We start from the raw sequence: 20,145 nt of genomic DNA on the forward strand, positions 1-20,145 counted from the left end.
ATTAACACAGGGGAGCGGGAAAGACCCACTTTCAGCCGTTCAGCGCTCCCGATGCAGCACCCGAAACTTGCCATCCGTTCATGTAAGCAGACGACCGCTCGCCCCCCCAGCCAAGCGATCGCTTCTTACGGTCTATCAAAAGCGACTGTTCGTTCAGCCGCCTTCGCTCCAAGCCCTCACGTCGCTGCCGCCAAAAATACGATCGCGCGGCAGGTCGAAAATGAAGTAGGGATTGAGCTGCGGCGGTGCTCCTGCCGCATCGAGCCGCTGCTGCTGATCGGACGCTAACACGACATCGAGTGATGCGATGTTCTCTCGGACCTGCTCAGGCCGGCTCGCGCCCATCAGCACCGACGAGACACCCGGCCGATTGACCACCCACGCGAGCGCGACCTGAGCCATGGGGCGGTCTACTTCCTCGGCAACGGCACGCAGCGCGTCGACGATGCCGAAGTTCGCCTCTGTAAACAGCATGCCGCCATAGGGATTGTCGCCGTTGAGGCGCCCGTCGCTGCCGCCGCCATGCCCGCCACCCTTGTTCGGCAGGCTACCCGCAGGACCGAATTGGGCCAGCTTATCGCGACCGTACTTCCCCGTCAGCATGCCGAAGCTGAGTGGGCTCCACGCAACAAGGCCAAGACCGAGCGCGCGTCCGGCCGGCACGAGATCCAACTCAACGCCGCGATCAAGCAGCGAGTAGCTGTACTGGAGCCCGACCGGCTCGGGCAGACCGTGCGCACGGGCGAGCGTCGCGATCTGCGCGGCGTACCAGGCAGGCGCGTTGGAGAAGCCATAGTAGAGGATGTCACCGCGTCGCACCGCATCGGTCAGCGCCCGCAGCACCTCCTCGGCCGGCGTCGTGCGATCCCATACGTGCGTCCAGTACATGTCGATGTAATCGGTGCCGAGCCGCTTCAGCGAGCCGTTCAGCCCGTCGCGGATGTTGCGCGCCGAGTTGCCGCCGGCGAGGGGGTTGCCCTCGCCGCGCGGGAACCCCGACTTGGTCGCAACCACCATCCGGTCGCGGGTCCCGCGCTCGCGCAGGAAGCGGCCGAGCATCGCCTCGCTCTCACCGCCGGAGTAGACGTCCGCGGTGTCGACGAAATTGCCACCCGCGTCGACATAGGCGTCGAAGATGGCGCGCGAACCGACTTCATCCACACCCCAGCGGCCCGCACCGAAAGTCATGGTGCCGAGCGCCAGTGGGCTGACGGCCAGTCCCGACCGGCCAAGCGTGCGATAGTTGGTTAGGTCCATGTCGCTTCACTCCTCTTTCGATTTCACACGTAATGCGCCAATGACCCCCGGATTAGCCGTTGCGGACCGCAAGGGCTTGTGAGCATGATGCAGCAATGCGCCGCGGCGACCTCGACGATCTTGCGGCGTTTGCCAGTGTTGCCCGTGCCCGCAGCTTCACGCGCGCAGCGGCCGAGCTCGGGCTTTCGCCCTCCGCGCTAAGCCATGCTATGAAGGCGCTGGAGAAGCGGCTTGGCGTCCGACTCCTTGCGCGCACCACGCGCTCAGTCGCGCCTACCGCCGCAGGCGAGCAATTGTTGCACTCGCTTGACCCTGCCTTAGAGCAGGTGACACAAGGGCTAGCGTCGCTCGCCGATTGGCGGGACGCGCCGTCTGGCACGGTGCGGCTGACCACCTTCGGCTATGCGGCGCGAACCATCCTGGCACCCCGTCTGCCGCAGTTCCTGCTCGATCACCCGGACGTGTCGGTGGAGGTCATTGTCGAGGATCGGCTGGTCGACCTGGTCGCCGGCGGCTTCGACGCCGGCATCCGTCTGAACGAAGCGGTTGAGAGGGACATGGTGACCGTGCCGGTCGGACCCGATCTTCGCACCGTCGTGGTCGGCACGCCCGCTTACTTCTCCCGCCACGCCCCACCCGAGACGCCGTCCGACCTCTATCAGCACGTCTGCGTCAACTACCGTCTCCTCGGGGTGGAGGGCTTCTGCCGTGGGAGTTCGAGGAAGCAGGCCGAAACCTCCGAATGCGGGTTTCGGGGCAGCTCATCGTCAATGATGAGGTGCTGGCAGCAGCGGCCGTCCGCGCCGGCGCTGGCCTTGGCTACATGATGGAGCACGACGTTGCGGATGAGATCGCGGACGGTCGGCTGCTCCAAGTGCTTGCACCGTGGTGCACAACCTATCCCGGATGCTGCCTTTACTACCCCGACCGCCGAGTCACTCCCGCGCTTCGAGCGTTGATCAGCGCACTTCGTCTGTGACCCAATATCGGCCACTCAGGGCCGCCTGTCGGTACCCCAACTTCGGACGCTTGTTCATCTCGGCGTTCGGGCTTTCCGGGCGTCCCCCACAGCTGTCCCGCTGGCCTGATCGGCAGAAAAGCGGCTTGCCCGCTCTTGATCAGGCAGATGGCGTTAGCGAACATCGCTTTGCGCTGCGGCTTTACCTCAAAGGATGGTGGAGTGGTGAAGCTGCCGAAGGCCCGTTAACGAGCCAGCTGCTGCATAAGCTCTATCGTTATATGATCGGGGCCTGAAACGTAGGCCACCAACGTTCCCTTCCGTGGACCACCCGGGATTTGCAGCGGACTACCCTTTGCTTTCCATCCTGCTGCCTCGACGCAGTCAATGGCGGCATCAATATCCTTTACGGTCAGAGCGAGGTGGGCCGCTCCGATCGATCCCGCGTTGTTGGGTACCGAGCCGTTCTGGGGCCCGTTTGAATATTGCAACAATTCGACCACGTAGCCGTCAGGTGCCTTGACGATCGCCGTCTTCGCGCTCGGATCAGCGACACCTGTCACCTGATGGAGGAAGTCACCTCCCATTTCGGATTGCCGCTCAAGTGTAAAACCGAGCGCTCCCGTCCAGAACCGAACCGCTTCGTCCAGAGACGATACAGCGAAGCCTGTGTGGTCCACGGCGATCACGTTTGCGACGTCGGTCATTCACGTACCTCACTGGGCAGCGCTTGCGATGTCAGGGGCTGCACCCTGGCTGTAAATGACACCAGCAGCATGGCGTCTTAATTTAGAAGGTGACGTCTCACCGCTTACGCCTCTTCTCGCAAAGGAACCCACAACGGGATTGATGCCTCAACGATCGCGCCTGTGAACCGCCTCCGACAGCCGCTTTCCCGAGTTAAGAGTCGGAAAACGGAAGAGCGGAGGGGTTCGGCTTAGCGAATGGCAGGTTTCGGGACGCAGGATTATTCGCCTGAGCCCCTAAGATTGGCAATCAGGGCCTAAGCTCCAGGATCTCCACGCCCCAGGGGTCAATCGTAGAAGCCGCCTGCTTGCCGGTCAGCAGATCCGTTCCACTGACGAGGTCCGACGGAATGCTTTGCTTCTCCCGTGAGTAGTTCAGTAGGTATTGCACGCGATGGCCATTGGTCAGCGTGCCGCTGCGCACGATCAGCGGAAATCGGGCGGTTTCCGGCCATGCGACGCCGGCACGTTTCGCGGTATCGGTCAGCACACCCTCGATCAGCGCATCCGACGGCATGAAGCCGATATAGGTGACCTCGCCCTTGCCGTAGGTGTTCCGCGTAATCGCAGCATAGTCCGGCCACGAATGATGTTCGAAGCGGGCAATCACCTTGGCAGTTGTTGGTTTCAGAAACTCCATCCACCAGCGCGCTTCCAGGTCCTTTCCGCTGAGTCCGTATGGCTCCGACCCTACCTTGACGCCTTTGGGTTCGGTGAACAGCTGGTAACGCACCCCGGCCGCTTGCGCGATCGCGCCCGGCTGGGTCGCGTAGCGCACTTTGGTATTCTCATCGGAAAACCCGCTTTTGAAGGTGTACACAAGGTGCCCGCCCGCCTCGGCGAAGGCATTCAGCCGAGCGATCTCGGCGTCGCTCGCCGCATATAGCGCCGGTACGACGATCATCCGGTACTTCGACAAATCCACATTGCCATCGGGTGAAATGACATCCGCCTCGATGTTCCGTCGATATAGCGCATCATAGAAGGCGCGCATCACCTGATTGTATTCGATGTTTCCAGGCAGCTTGAAGGAATCGAAAGCGCCTTGCGCACGATTGCTCACGTATATTGCGACATCATTGCTCTTCTTCAGATCCGCCAACTTTGAGCCGATACGTTTGATATCGGCGCCGATGTCCTTGGCCGCCAAGTAGACTTCGTTTGGCTGATAGTCCTGCGTTAACAATCCACGCCAGTAGGTTTCGACGGCGTTGGCGGTCGTGGCCCAATGCCAATAGGCGACCATGTTCGCACCGGACGCAAGATGGCTGAAGGCTTGAAGTCGCAACTGGCCCGGATAGGGCGTCCATTGCAGCCATCCCTGCGCCTCAGTCTCAATCACATAGTAATTCGCACCGCCCTTCAGCGAGCGGGCCAGATCTCCGCCGAACGCGATCTCCACGCCGGTCAGGTCGTCCTGGGTCGGGTGGTAGATGTCCATACCGGCAACGTCGAGCGGCCGGGCTGCTTTCCAGTGATTCACCTCGGGCTGAATTCCGTAGGACGTTTTCAGCCAGCCCATATCGAAGTTCTGGGTGATGAACTGGTCATCGCGCGCATGCTCGCGAACCAAGCCCGCTTGCCATGCAAGGAACTCGGTCACGAGGTCTCGCTGATATTCGGCAAAGGCGTTTTTGACGCTCGCGTTCATCGTTCCAACGGTTGATGGAAAGTCTTCCCACCGGTTGACCCGATTGCTCCAGTAATCGAGGCCCCATGCCTTGTTCAATTGATCAAGATTGCCCCACTTGCGCTGCAACGACTTTACGAACGCATCCTGCACGTTCGGGCCGGCAGTATTGTACGCCTTGGTCTCATTGTCGACCTGGTAGCCGATGACGCTGGGATGCTTCGCCACATGGGCGATCAGGTTATCGATGACCCGCTTCGCCGCTGCGCGATAGTGTGGATTGGTGATGTCCATGTTCTGGCGATAGCCAAACTTCGCCTGTCCCTCAGGCCTGGTCACCAACACATCTGGATGTTCACGGGCGAGCCATGTGGGGATTGCGTAGGTTGGCGTGCCGACGATGACCTTGATGCCATATCGTTGGGCGGCTGAAAGCATTCGATCGACATGGCGATAGTCAAAGACACCCGGCTGCGGCTCAAGCGTTCCCCATGTCGATTCGGCGATGCGAACAACCGTTATGTTCGCCGCCTTCATGAGACGAAAGTCCTCGTCGATGCGGTCGACCGGGGTGTATTCGTCATAATACGACACACCGTATAGAATGGATTGCGGCGTGCGATCGACAGCTTGAGCCTTGGCTTGGCCGCCGAAGGAACCGAAGAAAGTAGCTAAGAGAGCTGGCATAGCAACCAAGCTGGATAGCTTCAAATTGGTCATTTTATGCCCTCCACTCCTATTTTTCACGTCACCTCGAAATGAAGCGCGAACGGCTACCACTGAGTGACCGTTCAGCTACCCAGCACCCGCTTTTTCTACGCTCAACCTTCCGAGCGCCGCATCTCAGCATCACGTGCCGCGAAACTGACGGCTTGTTTTCATTTATGCAACTCGAATCTTCCTGCTGAAAATGAGATAGTGCAGCTGGAGGGGGGCTTGGATCCGCTGGTTGGCCAGCCCACGTCAGGGACTTACCGAGTTGGAGATCGTAAGAGGGCGATGCACAGGATCCTGCGCAATGTGGCGAAGACTGTCCTCACAGAAGTGTTTGCTCCTCCGCACCATCATCCCCAGCGGGGTGACCGCGGCGTACTCCGCCCGAGCAATCCGCCGAGAGCGATGCCGACTTTGATCATGCACGTCCGCCAGCGCGGCTAAATCCGACGAACGGATTGCGGGCTACATGGGACCCAGATCCGGCCACCTAGGCCACCTTGACGGCCCTCCACCTTCGGACACTCATTCAGGCGAGGCTTTCAGCCCTGACCGGACATTATCGCGCTCGCATCCCGGCCCGCTCCACCCCACCTTGGGCCTGTCACGTCGACGCAGGAGCTTGCCCCATGTTCATCGCCATGAACCGATTTCAGGTAATCCGTGGTGGGGAGGAGGCGTTCGAGCAGGTCTGGCTGTCGCGCGACTCGTACCTTGCCGGCGAACCGGGGTTCGTCGAGTTCCACATGCTGCGCGGGCCTGTGGCCGACGATCACGTCCTCTATTCGTCGCATACTGTGTGGCTGTCGCGCAGGGACTTCGAGAATTGGACCCGGTCCGAGGCGTTTCGCGCCGCTCATCGCGGCGCGGGCGAACACAAGCCGTTATACCTGGCGCCGCCCCACTTCGAAGGCTTCGACGTCATCCAGACGATCAATCCATCGTGACGATCACTCGGCGCCCAACGTTCGCCAGCCGGTTCGAGCAGGCGATCGACAACGTCGTCGGCACAATCGCCTCGCCGATCGTCACCGGCATCGCCGCGTTCAACAAGCGCCGTCTGCCGCCCCGCGATGCACCGCATCCGCTGCTTACCGGCATCCACGAGCCGATGACCGAGGAGCTGACGCTCACCGACCTCGCCGTCGAGGGTATCATCCCGCCCGAGCTCAACGGTCGCTACGTTCGCATCGGACCGAACCCCGCCGACGCCGACCCGCGCTCCTACCACTTCTTCACCGGCGACGGGATGCTGCACGGCATCCGCCTCCAGGGCGGGCGTGCCCGGTGGTATCGGAATCGCTGGATCCGCTCGACCGACGTCGCGGCAGCCAGGCACGTGCCGGCGGCTCCAGGGCCACGGCACATCTTCGACACCGTCAACACGAGCGTTCTGGACCATGCCGGCAGCGGCTGGGCCCTGGTTGAGGCCGGCAGCACGCCGGTTCGCTTCGACGAGCATTTGGAGACGCAGCGCTACGACGATTTCGGCGGCACCCTGCCCGGCTCATTCACCGCCCATCCGCGCCGCGATCCGGCGACCGGCGAGTTGCACGCACTGTGTTATGAGGCGACCGATCCCAAGCGCATCCGCTACAACGTCGTAGATGTCGCCGGCCGGGTGCGACGATCAGTGACGATCCCGGTTTCGCACGGGCCGCTGATCCACGACTGCGCGATTACCCAACGCTACGTCGTCGTCATGGATTTGCCGCTCACGCTGTCGATGCGCACGGTGCTGGCGGGGCACGGCTTTCCTTATCGCTGGAACGACAAGCACCCGGCCCGCATCGGGCTACTGCCGCGCGACGGCGAGGCGGAGGATATCCGGTGGTTCCCGCTCGATCCCTGCTTCGTGTTCCACACCGCCAACGCTCATGATCTGCCGGACGGAAGCGTGGCGCTCGACGTGGTCGCGTACGACCGCATGTTCGCCGGCGACAACCTCGCGCCGGACGAGCAGCCGCGCGGCCTTGAGCGCTGGACGATCGACCCTCTGACCGGATCGGTAAACCAGCGCGCGATCGACGCCGCGCCGCAGGAATTGCCGACGATAGACGAGCGTCGCACCGGCCGCCCCTACCGCTATGTCTATGCGCTCGGCCTTCCGGAGCACTTAACGGAAACGCTGGTTGGCGAGGCGCCGCTCATCAAGCACGATTTGGAAGGTGACAGGCGGCTGCACGATTTCGGGCCGGGACGCGTTGCCGGCGAGTTCGTGTTCGTGCCGCGCTCGCCTGACGCTGACGAGGATGATGGTTGGCTCATCGGGCTCGCGATCGACGCCGGGGGGCACACGACCGCGCTGGAGATACTGGATGCCCGGAACTTTGAGGCACCGCCCTTGGCATCCGTCCGCATCCCGCATCGCGTGCCACCCGGCATACATGGCGCATGGCTGAAGTAACTTGATTCACGCAGCAGCCGCGCACTCATCAGCCCCAACCTCGACCCAATTGCCGTCATTCAGGCGCCATGCTGCGTTTCCCGGAAGCTGCCGTTCATTCAGCTACTGCTTCGCCCGAAACCCGCCTGCTGGACTCCTAAGTGTACGTGATCACCCACAAGGGAAGGCGGACCCATCAGTCGAGGGGAGCACGGGGATCGACGCCCCCGCGAGCGCGGAGCGCCCAATCAAAGGCGAGGCTTCCGTAGGTCAGAAACCTTGCGCAGCGCACAGGAAAGCTCATCGATTGAATATGGCTTGTGCAGCATCTCGAAGCCGTCGGTCCCATTCTTTGCAAGAACGTTGCTATAGCCGCTGGTCAAAATGATCGGCAGCGCCGGGTATTTACGTCGAAGCTCCTGGGCCAACTCGACTCCTGACATGCCAGGCATCACGACATCGGAGAAGACGACGTCGAACCGCTCTCCATTCGTCCCGAGCTCCACAAGAGCGCTGGGGCCGTCCATCGCCAGAACGGTCTCGCAGCCAAGTTCTGCCAATGCCGCCGTAGCGAACGTACCCACCTCAACGTTATCTTCGACGACGAGAATGCAGGCCCCCTCTCCAATCGTTTGCGCCGCTTCATTGTTAACGGCTGTTTTTAGGGCTTCTGGCTCCACCGCGCGCGGCAGGTATAGCGTGAAGGTTGCTCCATGACCTACCGTGCTCTCGACGACAACGTCGCCCCCTGATTGCTTCGCGAACCCAAATACCTGGCTCAGGCCGAGGCCCGTCCCCTCACCGACTCCCTTGGTCGTAAAGAAGGGTTCAAAGATGCGGTCGATCTTGTCCTCGGGGATCCCGGTGCCACTATCGGTGATTGAAATGGTAATGAATTCGCCGGGAACAGCAGGATGGGTCCGCAGGGCCGGCATTCCCGTGACCTGCGCAACGGCGATCGTTAGCTTGCCTTCTCCCGACATGGCATCACGAGCATTCACTGCCATGTTGACGATCGAGGTATCGAACTGGCTTCGATCTGCATTGATGAAACAGCGGCGTTCGCCAAGCTCGGTGGCTATGGTGATCCTTGATCCCGCCAGTGTACCAACCATGTCCACCAACGCGCGTATGCTATCGCCGACGTCGAACACCTCCGGCTTGAGCGCCTGACGCCTAGCGAACGCCAACAGTTGGCTCGTCAGCTTCGTCGCCCGGTCCGCCGTCTCAGCAATGGCGCTGACGTAGCGTTCGCGCTTCTCGTCCGACAAACCGGGTCTGCGTAGCAGATCCACAGAACCGCGGATCACCGTGAGCAAATTGTTGAAGTCGTGCGCCACGCCACCGGTCAGCTGTCCCACCGCCTCGACCTTCTGCGCCTGGCGAAGCTGTTCCTCGGCTCGCCGAAGCGCCTTCGCGGCTTCCTGGGCTTCGGTAACGTCGCGGCCGGTAGCGTAGATCAAATCATGAGCCGGAGCGGCAACCCAGGAGATCGTGCGATGCGAACCGTCCTTGTGGCGGTACCGATTCTCCAGCGCCGGCTGCACGCCAGAGGTGGCAGCCCTGTAGGCTTCCACCGGGTGCTGTCAGTCTAATGCGAACCCGTCTCTACACGATGCAATTCGGTCTTTGACGGCAAAGTTCAGCTGACGAGCGCCTGCCACTCCGCCAGTGCGGCGGAGCGTCGTTCGCGGTAGGTCTGTCGATCGATGAGGTGGCGCTCCAGGCTGAAGTGGTTGTGGACGTTGGCGTGGACAGAGGCGAACTTCTGCAGCGTCTTCATCTGCCGGAACCGCTGCATTGCCCGCTCTCGTCGTCGGAACGGCAGGTGGCTGTTTTCCACCCGGTTGTTCGCCCAGCGAGCGGTCTGCTGCTTCTCGGCGTTGCCAAGCTCGTTCATCGCTGCGCGGTAGCTGCGCAGACCATCGGTGGTGATCGCCTCGGGCGAACCATGCCGCTTCAGCGCCTTTTTCATGAACGCGAGTGCGGCTGCCTTGTCGCGGGTCCGGGTAACGTAGCTTTCCAGCACCTCACCCTCGTGATCGACGGCGCGCCACAGGTAGACCATCTCGCCGTTCAGCTTCACGTACAACTCGTCCAGGTGCCAGCGCCAGTGACGAAAGCCGCGCATCCGGCTTACCCGCTGCCGGCGGATGTCGCCGGCGAACAGCGGGCCGAACCTGTTCCACCACAACCTGACCGTCTCGTGGCAGATGTCGATCCCGCGCTCGAACAGCAGGTCCTCCACGTTCCGCAGGCTCAGCGGGAAGCGCACGTACATCAGCACCACCAGCCGGATTACCTCCGGCGACGAGTTGAAGTAGCGGAATGGAGAGGCTGGCTTGCGAGGGCGGGGCATGGCCCGCTCTACCCCACCATCATCCGATTACCAGCAGGTGCATTTGGTTTGACGATGCCCTGACATTCGGTAGTCTCGGGGCCGCTGCCGAGGTGCCTAAGGCAAGCATTCAGTCGGCATTCGGCTCGCGTGAAGCATTGATGGACGCGGTGCTGGACCGCTGGCTGACGCGCGAACAGGCGCGATTTGATGCGGAACTCGCCGGTCGCACGTCAGAGCGTGATCGTATGCTCGCGCACATCCGGATCACGTCCGAACTCACTCGCGAGGAGAGGACCAGCGTCGCGGCCCTTATGGTCGCGCTGGTCAGCGCCGGAGAGGCGGAAACAAGCTCGACACGCTGGTATCGTGCGCGTGCCGGTACGCTTGAAGCGACTACGGAAGAGGCACGCCGTCTGCGGATTGCCTTCCTTGCGGCCGAAGGCGCAAACTATCTGCGCGATCTCTTCGGCTTCGCCGTAAGTGACGAGTTGTGGCGCCAAATCTTTGGTGATCTGCGCAAATATGCAGAGGGTAGCAGCGCGACGCAGGAGAACGGCTAGCTCGAACTGGTGTCATTACCGGCCGGTTGTGAAGCTGCCGCAGGCCCCACGCATTTTTGCGCCCCGAGAAGTGTCAGAGCCCCGGTTCGAAATGTCAGCTTCCACGAGCGACCAATTTTGCTAGCTATGACCGAATTTGAGCGGAAGCCGATGTAGCGCCGAGTGACCGCGGCGGAGTGCGCCCCTTTTACCTCCGTTCAGAGACGAAGCTTACGACGATCAATCTCGGCGAAAGCGTATTCCGCGAGCGGTGTGTCGCGCCGATCGCGGAGGATGTCTGCGATGTCGAGCAGATCCTCGTCGTCGAGCGCGATGATAGACGCACGGATGGCTGCAAGTTGGCTTTCAGCGCGCACTCGCTGGTGAGCAAGCCGTTTGGTTTTCAGTTGGAGCATCGACTGCAAGATGCGCCTGCGACGGCAAATTCGCCCCGCCTGTTAAACGGCAATTGGGTTCACTTGCGTGACCGCAGTGATTGCAGCCGAAACCGCCTCGTAGCCCTCTACGCTGCTGGCTGCGATCGCAAGTGGTCGACCATCTAGCTGATCGTTGTGGCCGTTGAGAAAGGCTTGAGCGCCTTGCACACCAAGTGCGGCCACTGCGACTCTGAGGATGGATCCTTCCCGGCCAGCAGCCTCCCGCGAGATCTGAGGCTGGCTAGACGTCGACCGGAAGAACCGACGTGGCTTGGCAGGCGGACGCTGAGTTGCGTCATCACTCACGACGAGCGCACCAACGTAGGATGCCCAACCCCGAAGGTAAGCTGTTTGCTCGCGATCAGGGCCGCGTATCCGGCGGCTCGCCCAGCGTGTGAGATGCGAGCCTCGCTAGATGATGCGTTGCTGGCCTGCGTGATTGACACCTGGTGGACGCGATAAAGCTCGTTCATGTCCATGACCCGGCTCCTTGCTAGCAAGCGGGAGCGCTGGGTCTCTCAGCTGGCCGCGCTCGCAATTGGGAAGCAGCCAGTACAGTCTATATGGTTCGGGCTGGTGCGTTGCACAATGAGCAGACAGCGGCGACAACTCGCATTGCATCAACTCGCCTCTAGCTGGCGGCCAAGACAAGCTCCTCATTAGCTGTCGAAGTCTCGACAAGGCGATCGAAGATCGGATGAGCCTGTACGCGTCGTGCATTTGCCAGCCCGACCTCGCTGTCGTGGCTCAACCTGTTGGCTTCGGCGATGTGATAGAAGGCCACCACGTGATCGATGCGCGTGAACCTTGCCCCTGATGCGACAAGCCGGACGTAGAAGTCCCAATCGTTGCAGTTGTGGAACGAGGGATCAAAGCCGGAAACGGCTAAGGCCGCTGAACGCCGTACGATGGACCAGCTTGGCCCGATGGCGCCGGTAAGTGCGAGTGCTGACAGGACATCACCACCGGCCCAAGCGCATTCCGGCTCGCCCGCGGAGCCACATGGCCAAACGCGACGGAACTGGCCAACTACAACGTCAGCCGTCGATTCAGCCCCCAGCATCGCCGCGGCAGCACCCGGCAACCAAACGTCGTCGCTGTCGAGAAACGCGACCCATTCTGCCCGGGACATCGCCAATCCGGCATTCCTCGCGGCAGATGCTCCGACATTGCGGGGAAGGAGAACCGCATGGACGGATGTATGCCGGCCTTCAAGTGAATGCAGTATGCCAGCGGTCTGATCTGATGAGCCGTCATCGACTAGGATGATGCGAGCCGGAGCGGGATTTTGCGAGAGGACGCTGTCGACAGACTGTTCAACGGTACGCTCACGGTTGAAGCAAGGAATGACGACGTCGTAAGTCTCGCCGCTCACGTCGTGAGACGGGCACAGTCCGGTTTGTAGCATGATCAAGCGCATAAGGTGGCCTGCCGGTAAGGGCAACGCGATCTAATTGGCGTCCTTGCCCCCTCGCATCCCATATTGGCGCCAGTAGCGATCCCTGCTGGTCGCTGCGCCGCCCGCAATTGCCGCACAAAACAGAGACCGGCTACCCGGCAGCGTGCAGCGAGCGACCACTCGCTTGTAGCTGGTGCCCACCGGCTGGCAGCTAAGCCGCTTGCCAAGCGTCAACCGCTCCATCGCCGGGCTGATCGTGCATCGCTTTGTGGAAAAGCCGCTTGCGCGCCTGCTTACTCGTAAGCGGCCTCTGATTGGGCGGTCGTCGCGTGGCACGACAGAGCAATCTTCCTTGCAGCTTAGCGAGTAGCACCTGGCGGGATACTAAGGATCATCATCCGTGTGCGCGGCGGCTGACCGAGGTCAGAGCCGTCGCCGCAAACCCACGGAAGATTGACTGTCAGTAATTTCCCCACTCCGCCCATCGTACATCGTCGAGGGCGATAACACGGCGGCTACCCCGAAAATTCTTGCTTGAGCAGCGCTTAGCCGTGAGCGCTGGTGCCGTGGCGAATCGCGCAAGGCTTGGTTTTGCGTGATGTGTGCAACCTGCGGGCAACCTTAAGAAATATACGCTTCATCCGGGCAAGCCTGCGGACTACGGACCTCCTCGGGGGACGCGCTCATCGCACGTCAGAATTTTTCGCGCGCGAAGAACGTGCAGGTTTGGGGGGCAGCATGTCGGAGCAAGGGGACGCGGATCAGGACGCATCGCGAGAGCCGACGCGTACGTCATTTCGCGCGCGAACCTCTTCCGGTGCGTCTCAGCCGATTGACAGGCGTGATGCGCGCAAAACTGATGCGGTAAAGTTGGCCGCGAGAGCAATCCTAATACTACTCGTGGTCCTTGGTCATAACCGCATTTTTCACGACCATCTCTACTATACTGGCTACATCATCGTATATAGCTTTCATGTTGGATCGTTTTTCCTACTGGCCACTTTCGGGAAGCCTCGCCCGCTCAACCGGAAGACCTTTGCCGGCATGTGGCGATCGTTCCTTTGGCCTTATGTAATATTTACGGCTATCTACGGTAGCCTGTTCTTCGTTTCAGAGTTTGCGAAGGGCAAGGTTGATCCTTTGACGTGGGCAGCTAGGTTTATGCTAGCGCTCCCTTTGGGCACCTCTCCTATGCTGGACGCAGCGACTGGATTGAAGATGCTTTGGTTTCTTCCCGCGTTTTTCGTTTTCTGCATATTTTACAATTGTTACGGTACTGCCGATCGCAAGCTCAAGATCGCGATTGTCGCAGGCACGTGCGTGGCACATCTGGGATTGCCGACCGTGCCTCGGTCCGTTCTCGCAATGGCCCCCCTTGGCTCGGCGATAGCAGCTTACCTTCTACTTCCAGCTTTAATTTTCATGCAACTTCGCTGCCTTGAGTGGCGGGGGAAGCTGATTGCCGTCAACGCGGCGGTTTTCGCTATTAGCTCGCTCGCGCTGATCCATTTCCGCCTCGAGAGCGTGCTGGCTGAATATCGCATTTTTGGCATAGAAACCCCCTTGGATATGATCATTTCCGACGCGGCGTTGATTTCGGGAGCCGGCGCCGTTGTATCTGTCGCGCGCGTGATCTGGCAAAGCCGGGCCGCCCAATGGATTGGGGCTAGATCTCTCCAGATCTACCTTATCCACGCTCCCATTAACTTGGTCATGGTGACGCTCTGCAAGCACATGACCTTGTGGCCGCTGGCGATCGGGATCGCGTCTATCGGCACAGTTATCGTGACCTGCTTGGCGATCTTTATCATGGAACGCACTCGCGTAGCCAAATTCATTTTCGGCTAAAGTTGTCACTCGTGCGCGCGACGGCTGACCGAGACGAGAGCTGTCGCCGCGAACCCGCGAAAGATCGGCTGCCAATAATTGCCGCACTCCGCCCACGGGACATCGTCGAGCGTGCCGTCGCGGCGGCTCTCCCATAGATCCTCGGCGACCTGCTCAATCAGCGCCTCGTCGCCGAGTCCGGTGCTCTCGCACAGCGCGCACGGTCGGTTGTGGCCGATGCCCTCTACGACCTCCGCAAGGTGGAGGGTGCCGTCAATGTCACCTGCAAGGCGTGCGGCAAGTCGCGGCTGTACGATCTAGAAGAGCTGATCAGATCGCGGACGTTCCAGCGTCAGTCGACCGACTGGGAGGTCGTGGAACGGGAAATGCCGTGCTGGCACTGCGCCGACCGCACCGAGACGCGTATTGCTGTCGTGCCCTATGCGGCCAACGACCGCGAGCTGCGTGTGCGTCGCGCCGAGATGCTCATGATGAACCTCGCGCTGGCTGTCTTGAAGGACTCGACGGTTCGCGCGACGCAGATAGGCGTCGACACACCCGCCGTTCGCCTGGCGCTCCGCGTGCTTCGGCCGTTCCTTCCTGATCGCTCATTGCTCGTGCGGTTCTGGAATGAAGGGCAAGCCGCCATCGGCGTGCCAGCGAATGAGGTGCACTTCGCCCATGGCTGGATCGTGCAAGCGCTGGTGAAGCAGGGGCACTCGGTCTGGGCTGAGTTCCGGCTGGGCTAATTTCCCGGCCGGAACATTGATCCCACAGACTTTTTGGCGAGGTATAGCCTTGAGCGATTTACCAAGGTCTTGATGAGTTTGGTGGGGAGTGGTTCAGCGTCAAAACCTTTCAGGTGGCGTAGGTGCTGGCGATACCAAATGATAGAATGGAAAAGCGCTTCAAACTCAGTCTGCCGATTTTGGATATCTTTTACCGACAAAGGTGTCGGAACTTTTCTAAGATGAATATTGCCAAAAGACCAGAATGGGGCGACGCGGACTATACGCTCACCATTGATCCCAGAAACTTGAAACCCAAAGTGAGCGAGCTGATGCCGCAGCGTATACGCTACCTTGCACTTGTCTGCAAGTCGACGACAAGTCTCTTTCTCAACCGGCCTCTTGGCCAATACCTGACTGATTAGCTCAGTGCACCCGTCCACCCGATCAACAAATTTAGGTATTCCGGCCATCGTGACGTGAGCGCGGACATGCTCAAGGTCACCGGCTTCCTCGAAGACGTATTCAAACGCGTTCTCGACAGCCGACCACGCAGCAAGAGCGTAGCCAATTGCCATTGCGAGTTCATCGGTCTGTGGGTCGGGTTGCCGCATCAAAAATCCAGCCCGCGCCGATCGATCTCATCGCAGATTGCTTCCATCTGCGGATCCCCGCTCTCCCACGTCGTCTTCATCCATTCAGTGATGAGCTCCTGGTCGGTCCAGGTGGCGAGAGCCTCGGGGGTCAGCGGCGATTCCGAATCGGTCGACATAACAGCAGCTTAAGCAAGCAAGCAGCCGGAACAATCCGTGCGATGGTAGCATGAGGCGTCGATGTGTAACCGCTACCGCATGACCGAGGCGCAGATTGCGCTAGCTGCCCACTACGGCTTCGAGGCACCTTTTCCGCAAGTTCACACGAACGCGCTCGCTCGGTTCGGGGCGCCGGCTAGTTACATAGCGGTAGCACGCTTCATCAGGGATGAGACAACGGGGCGCCCCCGCGATCCGGCCGGTTCCTAGTCGTGAAGAGAAGGTGGCCACTACAAGGCAAGCGCGCCTCACCCTTAGGGAGTATGCCAACTGCGACGCGCGCCAAGCCCGTAGTGACCTGACCGCAGTATGCATGCGGCTGATCCGGAAAGCGATGCCTAAAGGCGCGCATCCTGTCGCCCTTCGAGCCGAAGCCTTGCGAGATCAGGCACGGCATGTCAGCATCGGTGAATGTGCAACCGCTACCGCATGACCGAGGCGCAGATCGCGCTGGCTGCCCGCTACGGCATTGAGGCACCTTTTCCGCCCGATCACACGATCCCTCCGCCTGAGCTATTCCCCGACAAGCCGGCGTTCGTCGTGCGGCAGCAGGGCGACAGCCGTGTGCTCGACACCATGGCTTGGGGCTTCCCGCACAAGGTGCCGGGCAAGCGGATCGACAAGGCTACGGGCAAGCCGGTCCTGCTCAACAAGAGCGTGACGAACGTCCGCAACTACACCTCGCCCTTCTGGCGATCGGCGCTTATGAACCCGGAGCGGCGGTGCCTGGTGCCGTTCACCAGCTTCAGCGAATACGGGCAAACCCGCGACGCGGACGGCAAGCTACCGCTTCACTGGTTCAGCGTGCCCAGCCGGCCAATTGTGAGTTTCGCGGGCGTATGGCGGCCTACTGAAAGCGGCCCGGTGTTCGCGTTCCTCACGACTGAGCCGAACCCACTTGTCGCGCTGATACACCCGAAGGCTATGCCTGTGCTATTGCACGAGGAGGACGAAGAGCGGTGGCTTACCGGTCATGTCGACAAAGCCATCCTGCTCGCACAGCCATATCCATCCCAGCTTATGGTAGTCGACTAGCAGGTGGCGCTGCTGGCACCGGTAAAAAGCGCCGTTGCCGTAGCGAATCTAGGAGGGGTCGTTTACCAATCGCCCTTATTAGGGGCGATGTGAAAGAGCCCGACCGCGCCTTTATCCGCGATCTGCCCAGCGGCACGTACATCGAGCTTGTCGTGAGCCTATGCGAAACGCGCATGCCAGCGACCATCATGACGCTAATGTTCGTGGCAATCGGGACACTCGCGATGCACGCCGCTCAAGACGGGCTGCTCACTGGCTTGGTCGCGTTGGGGACGTTTGCAAGCGCGGCTCGCCTGTTTGTGCTGCTACGCGGCCGCCAGCTTTGCGCTCGACCGGACTTCTCACTTGATGATGCCACTCGCTTTGAGAGGCAGTTTGCGGTCACCTACTGCGCGTTTGCGTGCATCTTCGGCCTCTTCGCCGCCCGGGCGCTGAGTCTGCCACTTGTCGAATGGCAGATGCCCGTCAGCATCGCCGTCGTTGGCTATGCCGCCGGCGCTGCGGCGACGATCGCTCTTCGTCCCCGCATAGTCGTCACCAGCCTGCTGCTTTCGGTACTCCCACCATCCGGCGTTCTCTTGTTCCGCGCCGATACGAGCGCCCTGGTCTCAGCTGCAGCACTGCTCGCTCTACTCGCAGGGGGCTTACGCAGCCTCAGCAAGCGTTATGTGTCGCAATCGACCAAAGCCACCAGCCGCCGCGACTATGCCCGCCAAGCGCAAACGGATCACCTGACCGGCGTTGGCAACCGGCTCGCGCTCTCCAACGCCTTCGATGCCTGCAAAATCGCGGGGAGGGTCGATCGCATCGCCCTGCACTACGTGGATCTCGACGACTTCAAGGCCATCAACGATCAGCTTGGCCATCAGGTCGGCGACCGCATCCTCAAGCTGGTTGCAGAAAAGCTGCGCGGCTGCAGTCGACCAGACGATGCTGTAGTCCGGCTTGGTGGAGACGAGTTCGTCCTTCTTCAAAACCATGCGGACAGTGATGAGGAGGTCGAGCAATATGCCACCCGCATCGCACGGGCACTCAACGCCTTATATCGCGTCGATGCCCTATCAGTGTCCGTGCGAGCCAGTGTCGGATCTCGCCGCGGCGCGGGCTACATCCAGAGCGTGGAAGCGCTGCTTACCAGTGCGGACGCCGTGCTTCGGCAACGGAAGATCGAGCGCAAGACCCGCGCCTCGCGCCCGTTGTTGAAGGAGGCCAACTGGTCGATTGTGTCCTCTCAGCAGCCAGAAGCAGAGCGCCAACTGTCAAACAGTGAAGCTGAGGTGCGGTCTCAACTGCTGCTGCTCGGCATTGCCAAAATGACGTGGGAAGCCGCGCCAGACGGCGTTGTAGAAGTCGACAGCCCGACTTGGCGCGACTACACCGGACAGAGCTACGACGACTGGAAGGGATTTGGCTGGCTGACCGCCATCCATCCCGATGATCGGCAGGTCATCAAAGCAACCTGGCGCGACGCAGTCCGCGATGGACGTTCGGTGCACGCTGAATACCGGCTAAAGCGGTATGACGACCTTTACCGGTGGATGAGCGTCCACGCTGTTCCGCTTCGTAACGAGGATGGCTCAATCGCCCGATGGCTAGGAGTGAATATCGAAATAGAAAACTCCCGGCGGGTGGGGCAAAGCTAGCGTCCGTCCAGTGAACCACGGGTTTGGCTACGCTCCCATGAAGCCGCGGCCTGTTCGGTTTCCTCAGCCAAACGGATGATGGTCGCTCGGTCGTTCTTACTGGTGAGGCCTTCTGCCACGCGGCGCCACCGCGCTGCTTCGCTTCGAAGCCGAGAGCCGTTAGTTGCTTGTGGTTGCTCGGCCATCCGTCACGCCTCCGATGCATGAGCGATCGATGAAGGTGCCGTGGCTAACGAGCTTTGCTGATTCAGGCCAATGGCCCCGTCTTACAATCTAGGCGGTTCGTCGGATTCGTGGATCCTAGCGGTGGACGGATTTGCCACGATCCTGGCGAGAGACTGCAAAGCCACGCATCCAGTCGGCCCGCTCCCGCTCGACCAACGTGGTCCGGTACGGGCAGTCAGCAGTTGATGCCTGACGTACAGCGCCCGCCTTCAAGCCTTCAGCGTACGCGTTTTGAACCATGTAGAACCCTTTGCGACTCGGGCGCCTCATCACCGCGTTGCCTTATCCTACTTTGGTTACATCGTGATGGTTAACAAAGATTAGGTCGCCAGGAGCGTTGAATGGGCGGCCGAGCTATCGTCATTGCAGCGTCGCTGGCCGCCTCAGAAGCTCATAGAGCTGAGCGACCTCGTAAAGGCGATCGGCTTCAGCGGTTCGGCCAGCGTGAAGCAGCTCATTCACCCGATCGTGAAGCCAGTATGGCGTGTCGGGGCCGCGGCGACGTTCGATGGCAATCAATTCGCTCCACTGGTCGCGCCGGATTGTCAAAAGTCCAATCCCCGCCGCTCAATCTCGTCAGCCATCGCAGCCATCCGTGGATCCCCGCTATCCCACGTCGTCTTTGACCATTCGGTGATGAGTTCCTGGTCGGTCCAAGTGGCGAGAGCCTCAGGGGTCAGCGGCAGCTGCGAATCGTTGATCATCGCCACAGCTTAGGCGAGAGTTCGGCTGGAACAATCCGCACGATGGTAGCCTGACGCGGCGATGTGCACATGCCGCTCACCAGCCCATCGGGCATCTCCTTGCAGCTTCCACTTGGTCTATCCGTCGCCGTGTTGGAGCGTCAGCCGCTCGTCATAGCCACAATGGCGCTTTTGAATTCAACGCCAACCGTGTCGCTGTATCCGCCAGCTGGGGAGCCACGCTCGACCTAAAGCGCCCTGCGACGGGTACAGAGGAAGCCGCAGGGCGCGTCAAGGAGCAGGGTCAAACCCTGAGCCTTCTATAACTCGCGGTGGTTAACCGATCGTCATCGGCCGCGCTCTGACATGCGCCCACATTGCGCCACTTAACCCAACAAAGAAGCAATTTTCGATAGGCCAATGCCTGACGGGACCAGTACGTGATTGGGGTGGCAACGCGTTCGTCCGTGAGCCCAATGAGGCTGCGCGCACGTTAGCGCTCCAGAAGAGGAGCAGCCATGACGACCTACCCACTAAGCGAGCCTGCCACGATTTACGCAGATGTGGGAGGCGCTGACGTGCTTGGTAAAGGCACATTGGCCGAGTGCGCCGACATCGTTAGTAACTTGTCCGACGAAGATCGTTCTTCAGCTGCGATCAAGATGGATGATTTCGCACTAATGTATGGGCCTGCGGATATCAGCGAACTGGTGCAGTTCCTTCAAGATGAAGATGAAGGACTATCCAACAAGGAGATCGCCGACATCGCCGGCTCAATCGAGTGA

At 60.7% G+C, this 20,145-nt stretch carries 18 protein-coding genes and 1 pseudogene; 9 read left to right on the forward strand and 10 right to left on the reverse strand.

Annotated elements, in window-relative coordinates; translation table 11 throughout:
* Positions 1-153: 153 nt before the first annotated feature.
* Complete coding sequence (locus tag QP166_RS13665) at positions 154-1,257, reverse strand: aldo/keto reductase (RefSeq protein WP_333916407.1); 1,104 nt, start codon at positions 1,255-1,257, stop codon at positions 154-156.
* A gap of 95 nt (positions 1,258-1,352) precedes the next feature.
* On the opposite strand from QP166_RS13665, the pseudogene QP166_RS13670 reads away from it, so the two are divergent.
* A pseudogene (locus tag QP166_RS13670) lies at positions 1,353-2,236 on the forward strand (LysR family transcriptional regulator).
* A 224-nt stretch (positions 2,237-2,460) separates the two neighbouring features.
* Here the strand turns inward: QP166_RS13670 and QP166_RS13675 are convergent.
* Positions 2,461-2,922 carry a VOC family protein gene (locus tag QP166_RS13675; protein WP_333916408.1) on the reverse strand — a complete coding sequence of 154 codons (462 nt, stop codon included), beginning with the start codon at positions 2,920-2,922 and terminating at the stop codon, positions 2,461-2,463.
* 289 nt (positions 2,923-3,211) lie between these two features.
* A complete protein-coding gene (locus QP166_RS13680; RefSeq protein WP_333916409.1) occupies positions 3,212-5,311 on the reverse strand; it encodes a beta-galactosidase in 2,100 nt (699 codons plus the stop codon).
* A gap of 623 nt (positions 5,312-5,934) precedes the next feature.
* On the opposite strand from QP166_RS13680, the gene QP166_RS13685 reads away from it, so the two are divergent.
* Positions 5,935-6,252 carry an antibiotic biosynthesis monooxygenase family protein gene (locus QP166_RS13685; protein ID WP_333916410.1) on the forward strand — a complete coding sequence of 106 codons (318 nt, stop codon included), beginning with the start codon at positions 5,935-5,937 and terminating at the stop codon, positions 6,250-6,252.
* Positions 6,249-7,712: an 8'-apo-carotenoid 13,14-cleaving dioxygenase gene (locus QP166_RS13690; RefSeq protein WP_333916411.1), complete on the forward strand. Its 1,464-nt coding sequence runs from the start codon at positions 6,249-6,251 to the stop codon at positions 7,710-7,712. The genes QP166_RS13685 and QP166_RS13690 overlap by 4 nt, the downstream gene beginning before the upstream one ends.
* A 227-nt stretch (positions 7,713-7,939) precedes the next feature.
* Here QP166_RS13690 and QP166_RS13695 read toward each other — a convergent pair whose 3' ends face one another.
* Positions 7,940-9,238, reverse strand: a complete 1,299-nt coding sequence (locus QP166_RS13695; protein ID WP_333916412.1) for an ATP-binding protein — start codon at positions 9,236-9,238, stop codon at positions 7,940-7,942.
* Positions 9,239-9,333: 95 nt separating this feature from the next.
* Positions 9,334-10,050: an IS6 family transposase gene (locus QP166_RS13700; protein WP_333916413.1), complete on the reverse strand. Its 717-nt coding sequence runs from the start codon at positions 10,048-10,050 to the stop codon at positions 9,334-9,336.
* Between the two features lie 140 nt (positions 10,051-10,190).
* Between QP166_RS13700 and QP166_RS13705 the strand changes: the two genes are divergently transcribed.
* Positions 10,191-10,592 (forward strand): hypothetical protein, encoded by a 402-nt coding sequence (locus tag QP166_RS13705; RefSeq protein ID WP_333916414.1) that lies wholly within the window; start codon positions 10,191-10,193, stop codon positions 10,590-10,592.
* A 197-nt stretch (positions 10,593-10,789) separates the two neighbouring features.
* Here the strand turns inward: QP166_RS13705 and QP166_RS13710 are convergent, their stop codons facing one another.
* Positions 10,790-10,996, reverse strand: a complete 207-nt coding sequence (locus tag QP166_RS13710) for a hypothetical protein (protein ID WP_333916415.1) — start codon at positions 10,994-10,996, stop codon at positions 10,790-10,792.
* A 643-nt stretch (positions 10,997-11,639) separates the two neighbouring features.
* Positions 11,640-12,428 carry a glycosyltransferase family 2 protein gene (locus QP166_RS13715; protein WP_333916416.1) on the reverse strand — a complete coding sequence of 263 codons (789 nt, stop codon included), beginning with the start codon at positions 12,426-12,428 and terminating at the stop codon, positions 11,640-11,642.
* Positions 12,429-12,992: 564 nt separating this feature from the next.
* Here QP166_RS13715 and QP166_RS13720 point away from each other — a divergent pair.
* Positions 12,993-14,255, forward strand: coding sequence for an acyltransferase family protein (locus QP166_RS13720; protein ID WP_333916417.1), 1,263 nt, complete (start codon positions 12,993-12,995; stop codon positions 14,253-14,255).
* 209 nt (positions 14,256-14,464) lie between these two features.
* Complete coding sequence (locus QP166_RS13725) at positions 14,465-14,983, forward strand: hypothetical protein (protein WP_333916418.1); 519 nt, start codon at positions 14,465-14,467, stop codon at positions 14,981-14,983.
* Here the strand turns inward: QP166_RS13725 and QP166_RS13730 are convergent.
* Positions 14,980-15,576, reverse strand: a complete 597-nt coding sequence (locus QP166_RS13730; protein ID WP_333916419.1) for a hypothetical protein — start codon at positions 15,574-15,576, stop codon at positions 14,980-14,982. The genes QP166_RS13725 and QP166_RS13730 overlap by 4 nt on opposite strands.
* Complete coding sequence (locus QP166_RS13735; protein ID WP_333916420.1) at positions 15,576-15,734, reverse strand: hypothetical protein; 159 nt, start codon at positions 15,732-15,734, stop codon at positions 15,576-15,578. Before QP166_RS13735 ends, QP166_RS13730 begins: the two co-directional genes overlap by 1 nt.
* 451 nt (positions 15,735-16,185) lie before the next feature.
* Here QP166_RS13735 and QP166_RS13740 point away from each other — a divergent pair, with 451 nt between their 5' ends.
* Positions 16,186-16,809 carry an SOS response-associated peptidase gene (locus QP166_RS13740; RefSeq protein ID WP_333916421.1) on the forward strand — a complete coding sequence of 208 codons (624 nt, stop codon included), beginning with the start codon at positions 16,186-16,188 and terminating at the stop codon, positions 16,807-16,809.
* A gap of 89 nt (positions 16,810-16,898) precedes the next feature.
* Positions 16,899-18,452, forward strand: a complete 1,554-nt coding sequence (locus tag QP166_RS13745) for a diguanylate cyclase (RefSeq protein WP_333916422.1) — start codon at positions 16,899-16,901, stop codon at positions 18,450-18,452.
* Positions 18,453-19,222: 770 nt separating this feature from the next.
* On the opposite strand, the gene QP166_RS13750 is transcribed toward QP166_RS13745, so the two are convergent.
* Positions 19,223-19,381, reverse strand: coding sequence for a hypothetical protein (locus QP166_RS13750; protein WP_333916423.1), 159 nt, complete (start codon positions 19,379-19,381; stop codon positions 19,223-19,225).
* Positions 19,382-19,878: 497 nt separating this feature from the next.
* On the opposite strand from QP166_RS13750, the gene QP166_RS13755 reads away from it, so the two are divergent.
* Positions 19,879-20,145: a hypothetical protein gene (locus tag QP166_RS13755; protein WP_333916424.1), complete on the forward strand. Its 267-nt coding sequence runs from the start codon at positions 19,879-19,881 to the stop codon at positions 20,143-20,145.

It is taken from the genome of Sphingomonas sp. LR60 (genome assembly GCF_036855935.1).
Taxonomy (GTDB): Bacteria; Pseudomonadota; Alphaproteobacteria; order Sphingomonadales; family Sphingomonadaceae; genus Sphingomonas.

Excerpts from the sequence above, each read along its gene's own strand:
- QP166_RS13665 (WP_333916407.1), bottom strand. The coding sequence starts at position 1,257 with ATGGACCTAACCAACTATCGCACGCTTGGCCGGTCGGGACTGGCCGTC.
- QP166_RS13675 (WP_333916408.1), bottom strand. The coding sequence starts at position 2,922 with ATGACCGACGTCGCAAACGTGATCGCCGTGGACCACACAGGCTTCGCT.
- QP166_RS13680 (WP_333916409.1), bottom strand. The coding sequence starts at position 5,311 with ATGACCAATTTGAAGCTATCCAGCTTGGTTGCTATGCCAGCTCTCTTA.
- QP166_RS13685 (WP_333916410.1), top strand. The coding sequence starts at position 5,935 with ATGTTCATCGCCATGAACCGATTTCAGGTAATCCGTGGTGGGGAGGAG.
- QP166_RS13700 (WP_333916413.1), bottom strand. The coding sequence starts at position 10,050 with ATGCCCCGCCCTCGCAAGCCAGCCTCTCCATTCCGCTACTTCAACTCG.
- QP166_RS13705 (WP_333916414.1), top strand. The coding sequence starts at position 10,191 with ATGGACGCGGTGCTGGACCGCTGGCTGACGCGCGAACAGGCGCGATTT.
- QP166_RS13715 (WP_333916416.1), bottom strand. The coding sequence starts at position 12,428 with ATGCGCTTGATCATGCTACAAACCGGACTGTGCCCGTCTCACGACGTG.
- QP166_RS13730 (WP_333916419.1), bottom strand. The coding sequence starts at position 15,576 with ATGCGGCAACCCGACCCACAGACCGATGAACTCGCAATGGCAATTGGC.
- QP166_RS13735 (WP_333916420.1), bottom strand. The coding sequence starts at position 15,734 with ATGTCGACCGATTCGGAATCGCCGCTGACCCCCGAGGCTCTCGCCACC.
- QP166_RS13740 (WP_333916421.1), top strand. The coding sequence starts at position 16,186 with ATGTGCAACCGCTACCGCATGACCGAGGCGCAGATCGCGCTGGCTGCC.
- QP166_RS13750 (WP_333916423.1), bottom strand. The coding sequence starts at position 19,381 with ATGATCAACGATTCGCAGCTGCCGCTGACCCCTGAGGCTCTCGCCACT.
- QP166_RS13755 (WP_333916424.1), top strand. The coding sequence starts at position 19,879 with ATGACGACCTACCCACTAAGCGAGCCTGCCACGATTTACGCAGATGTG.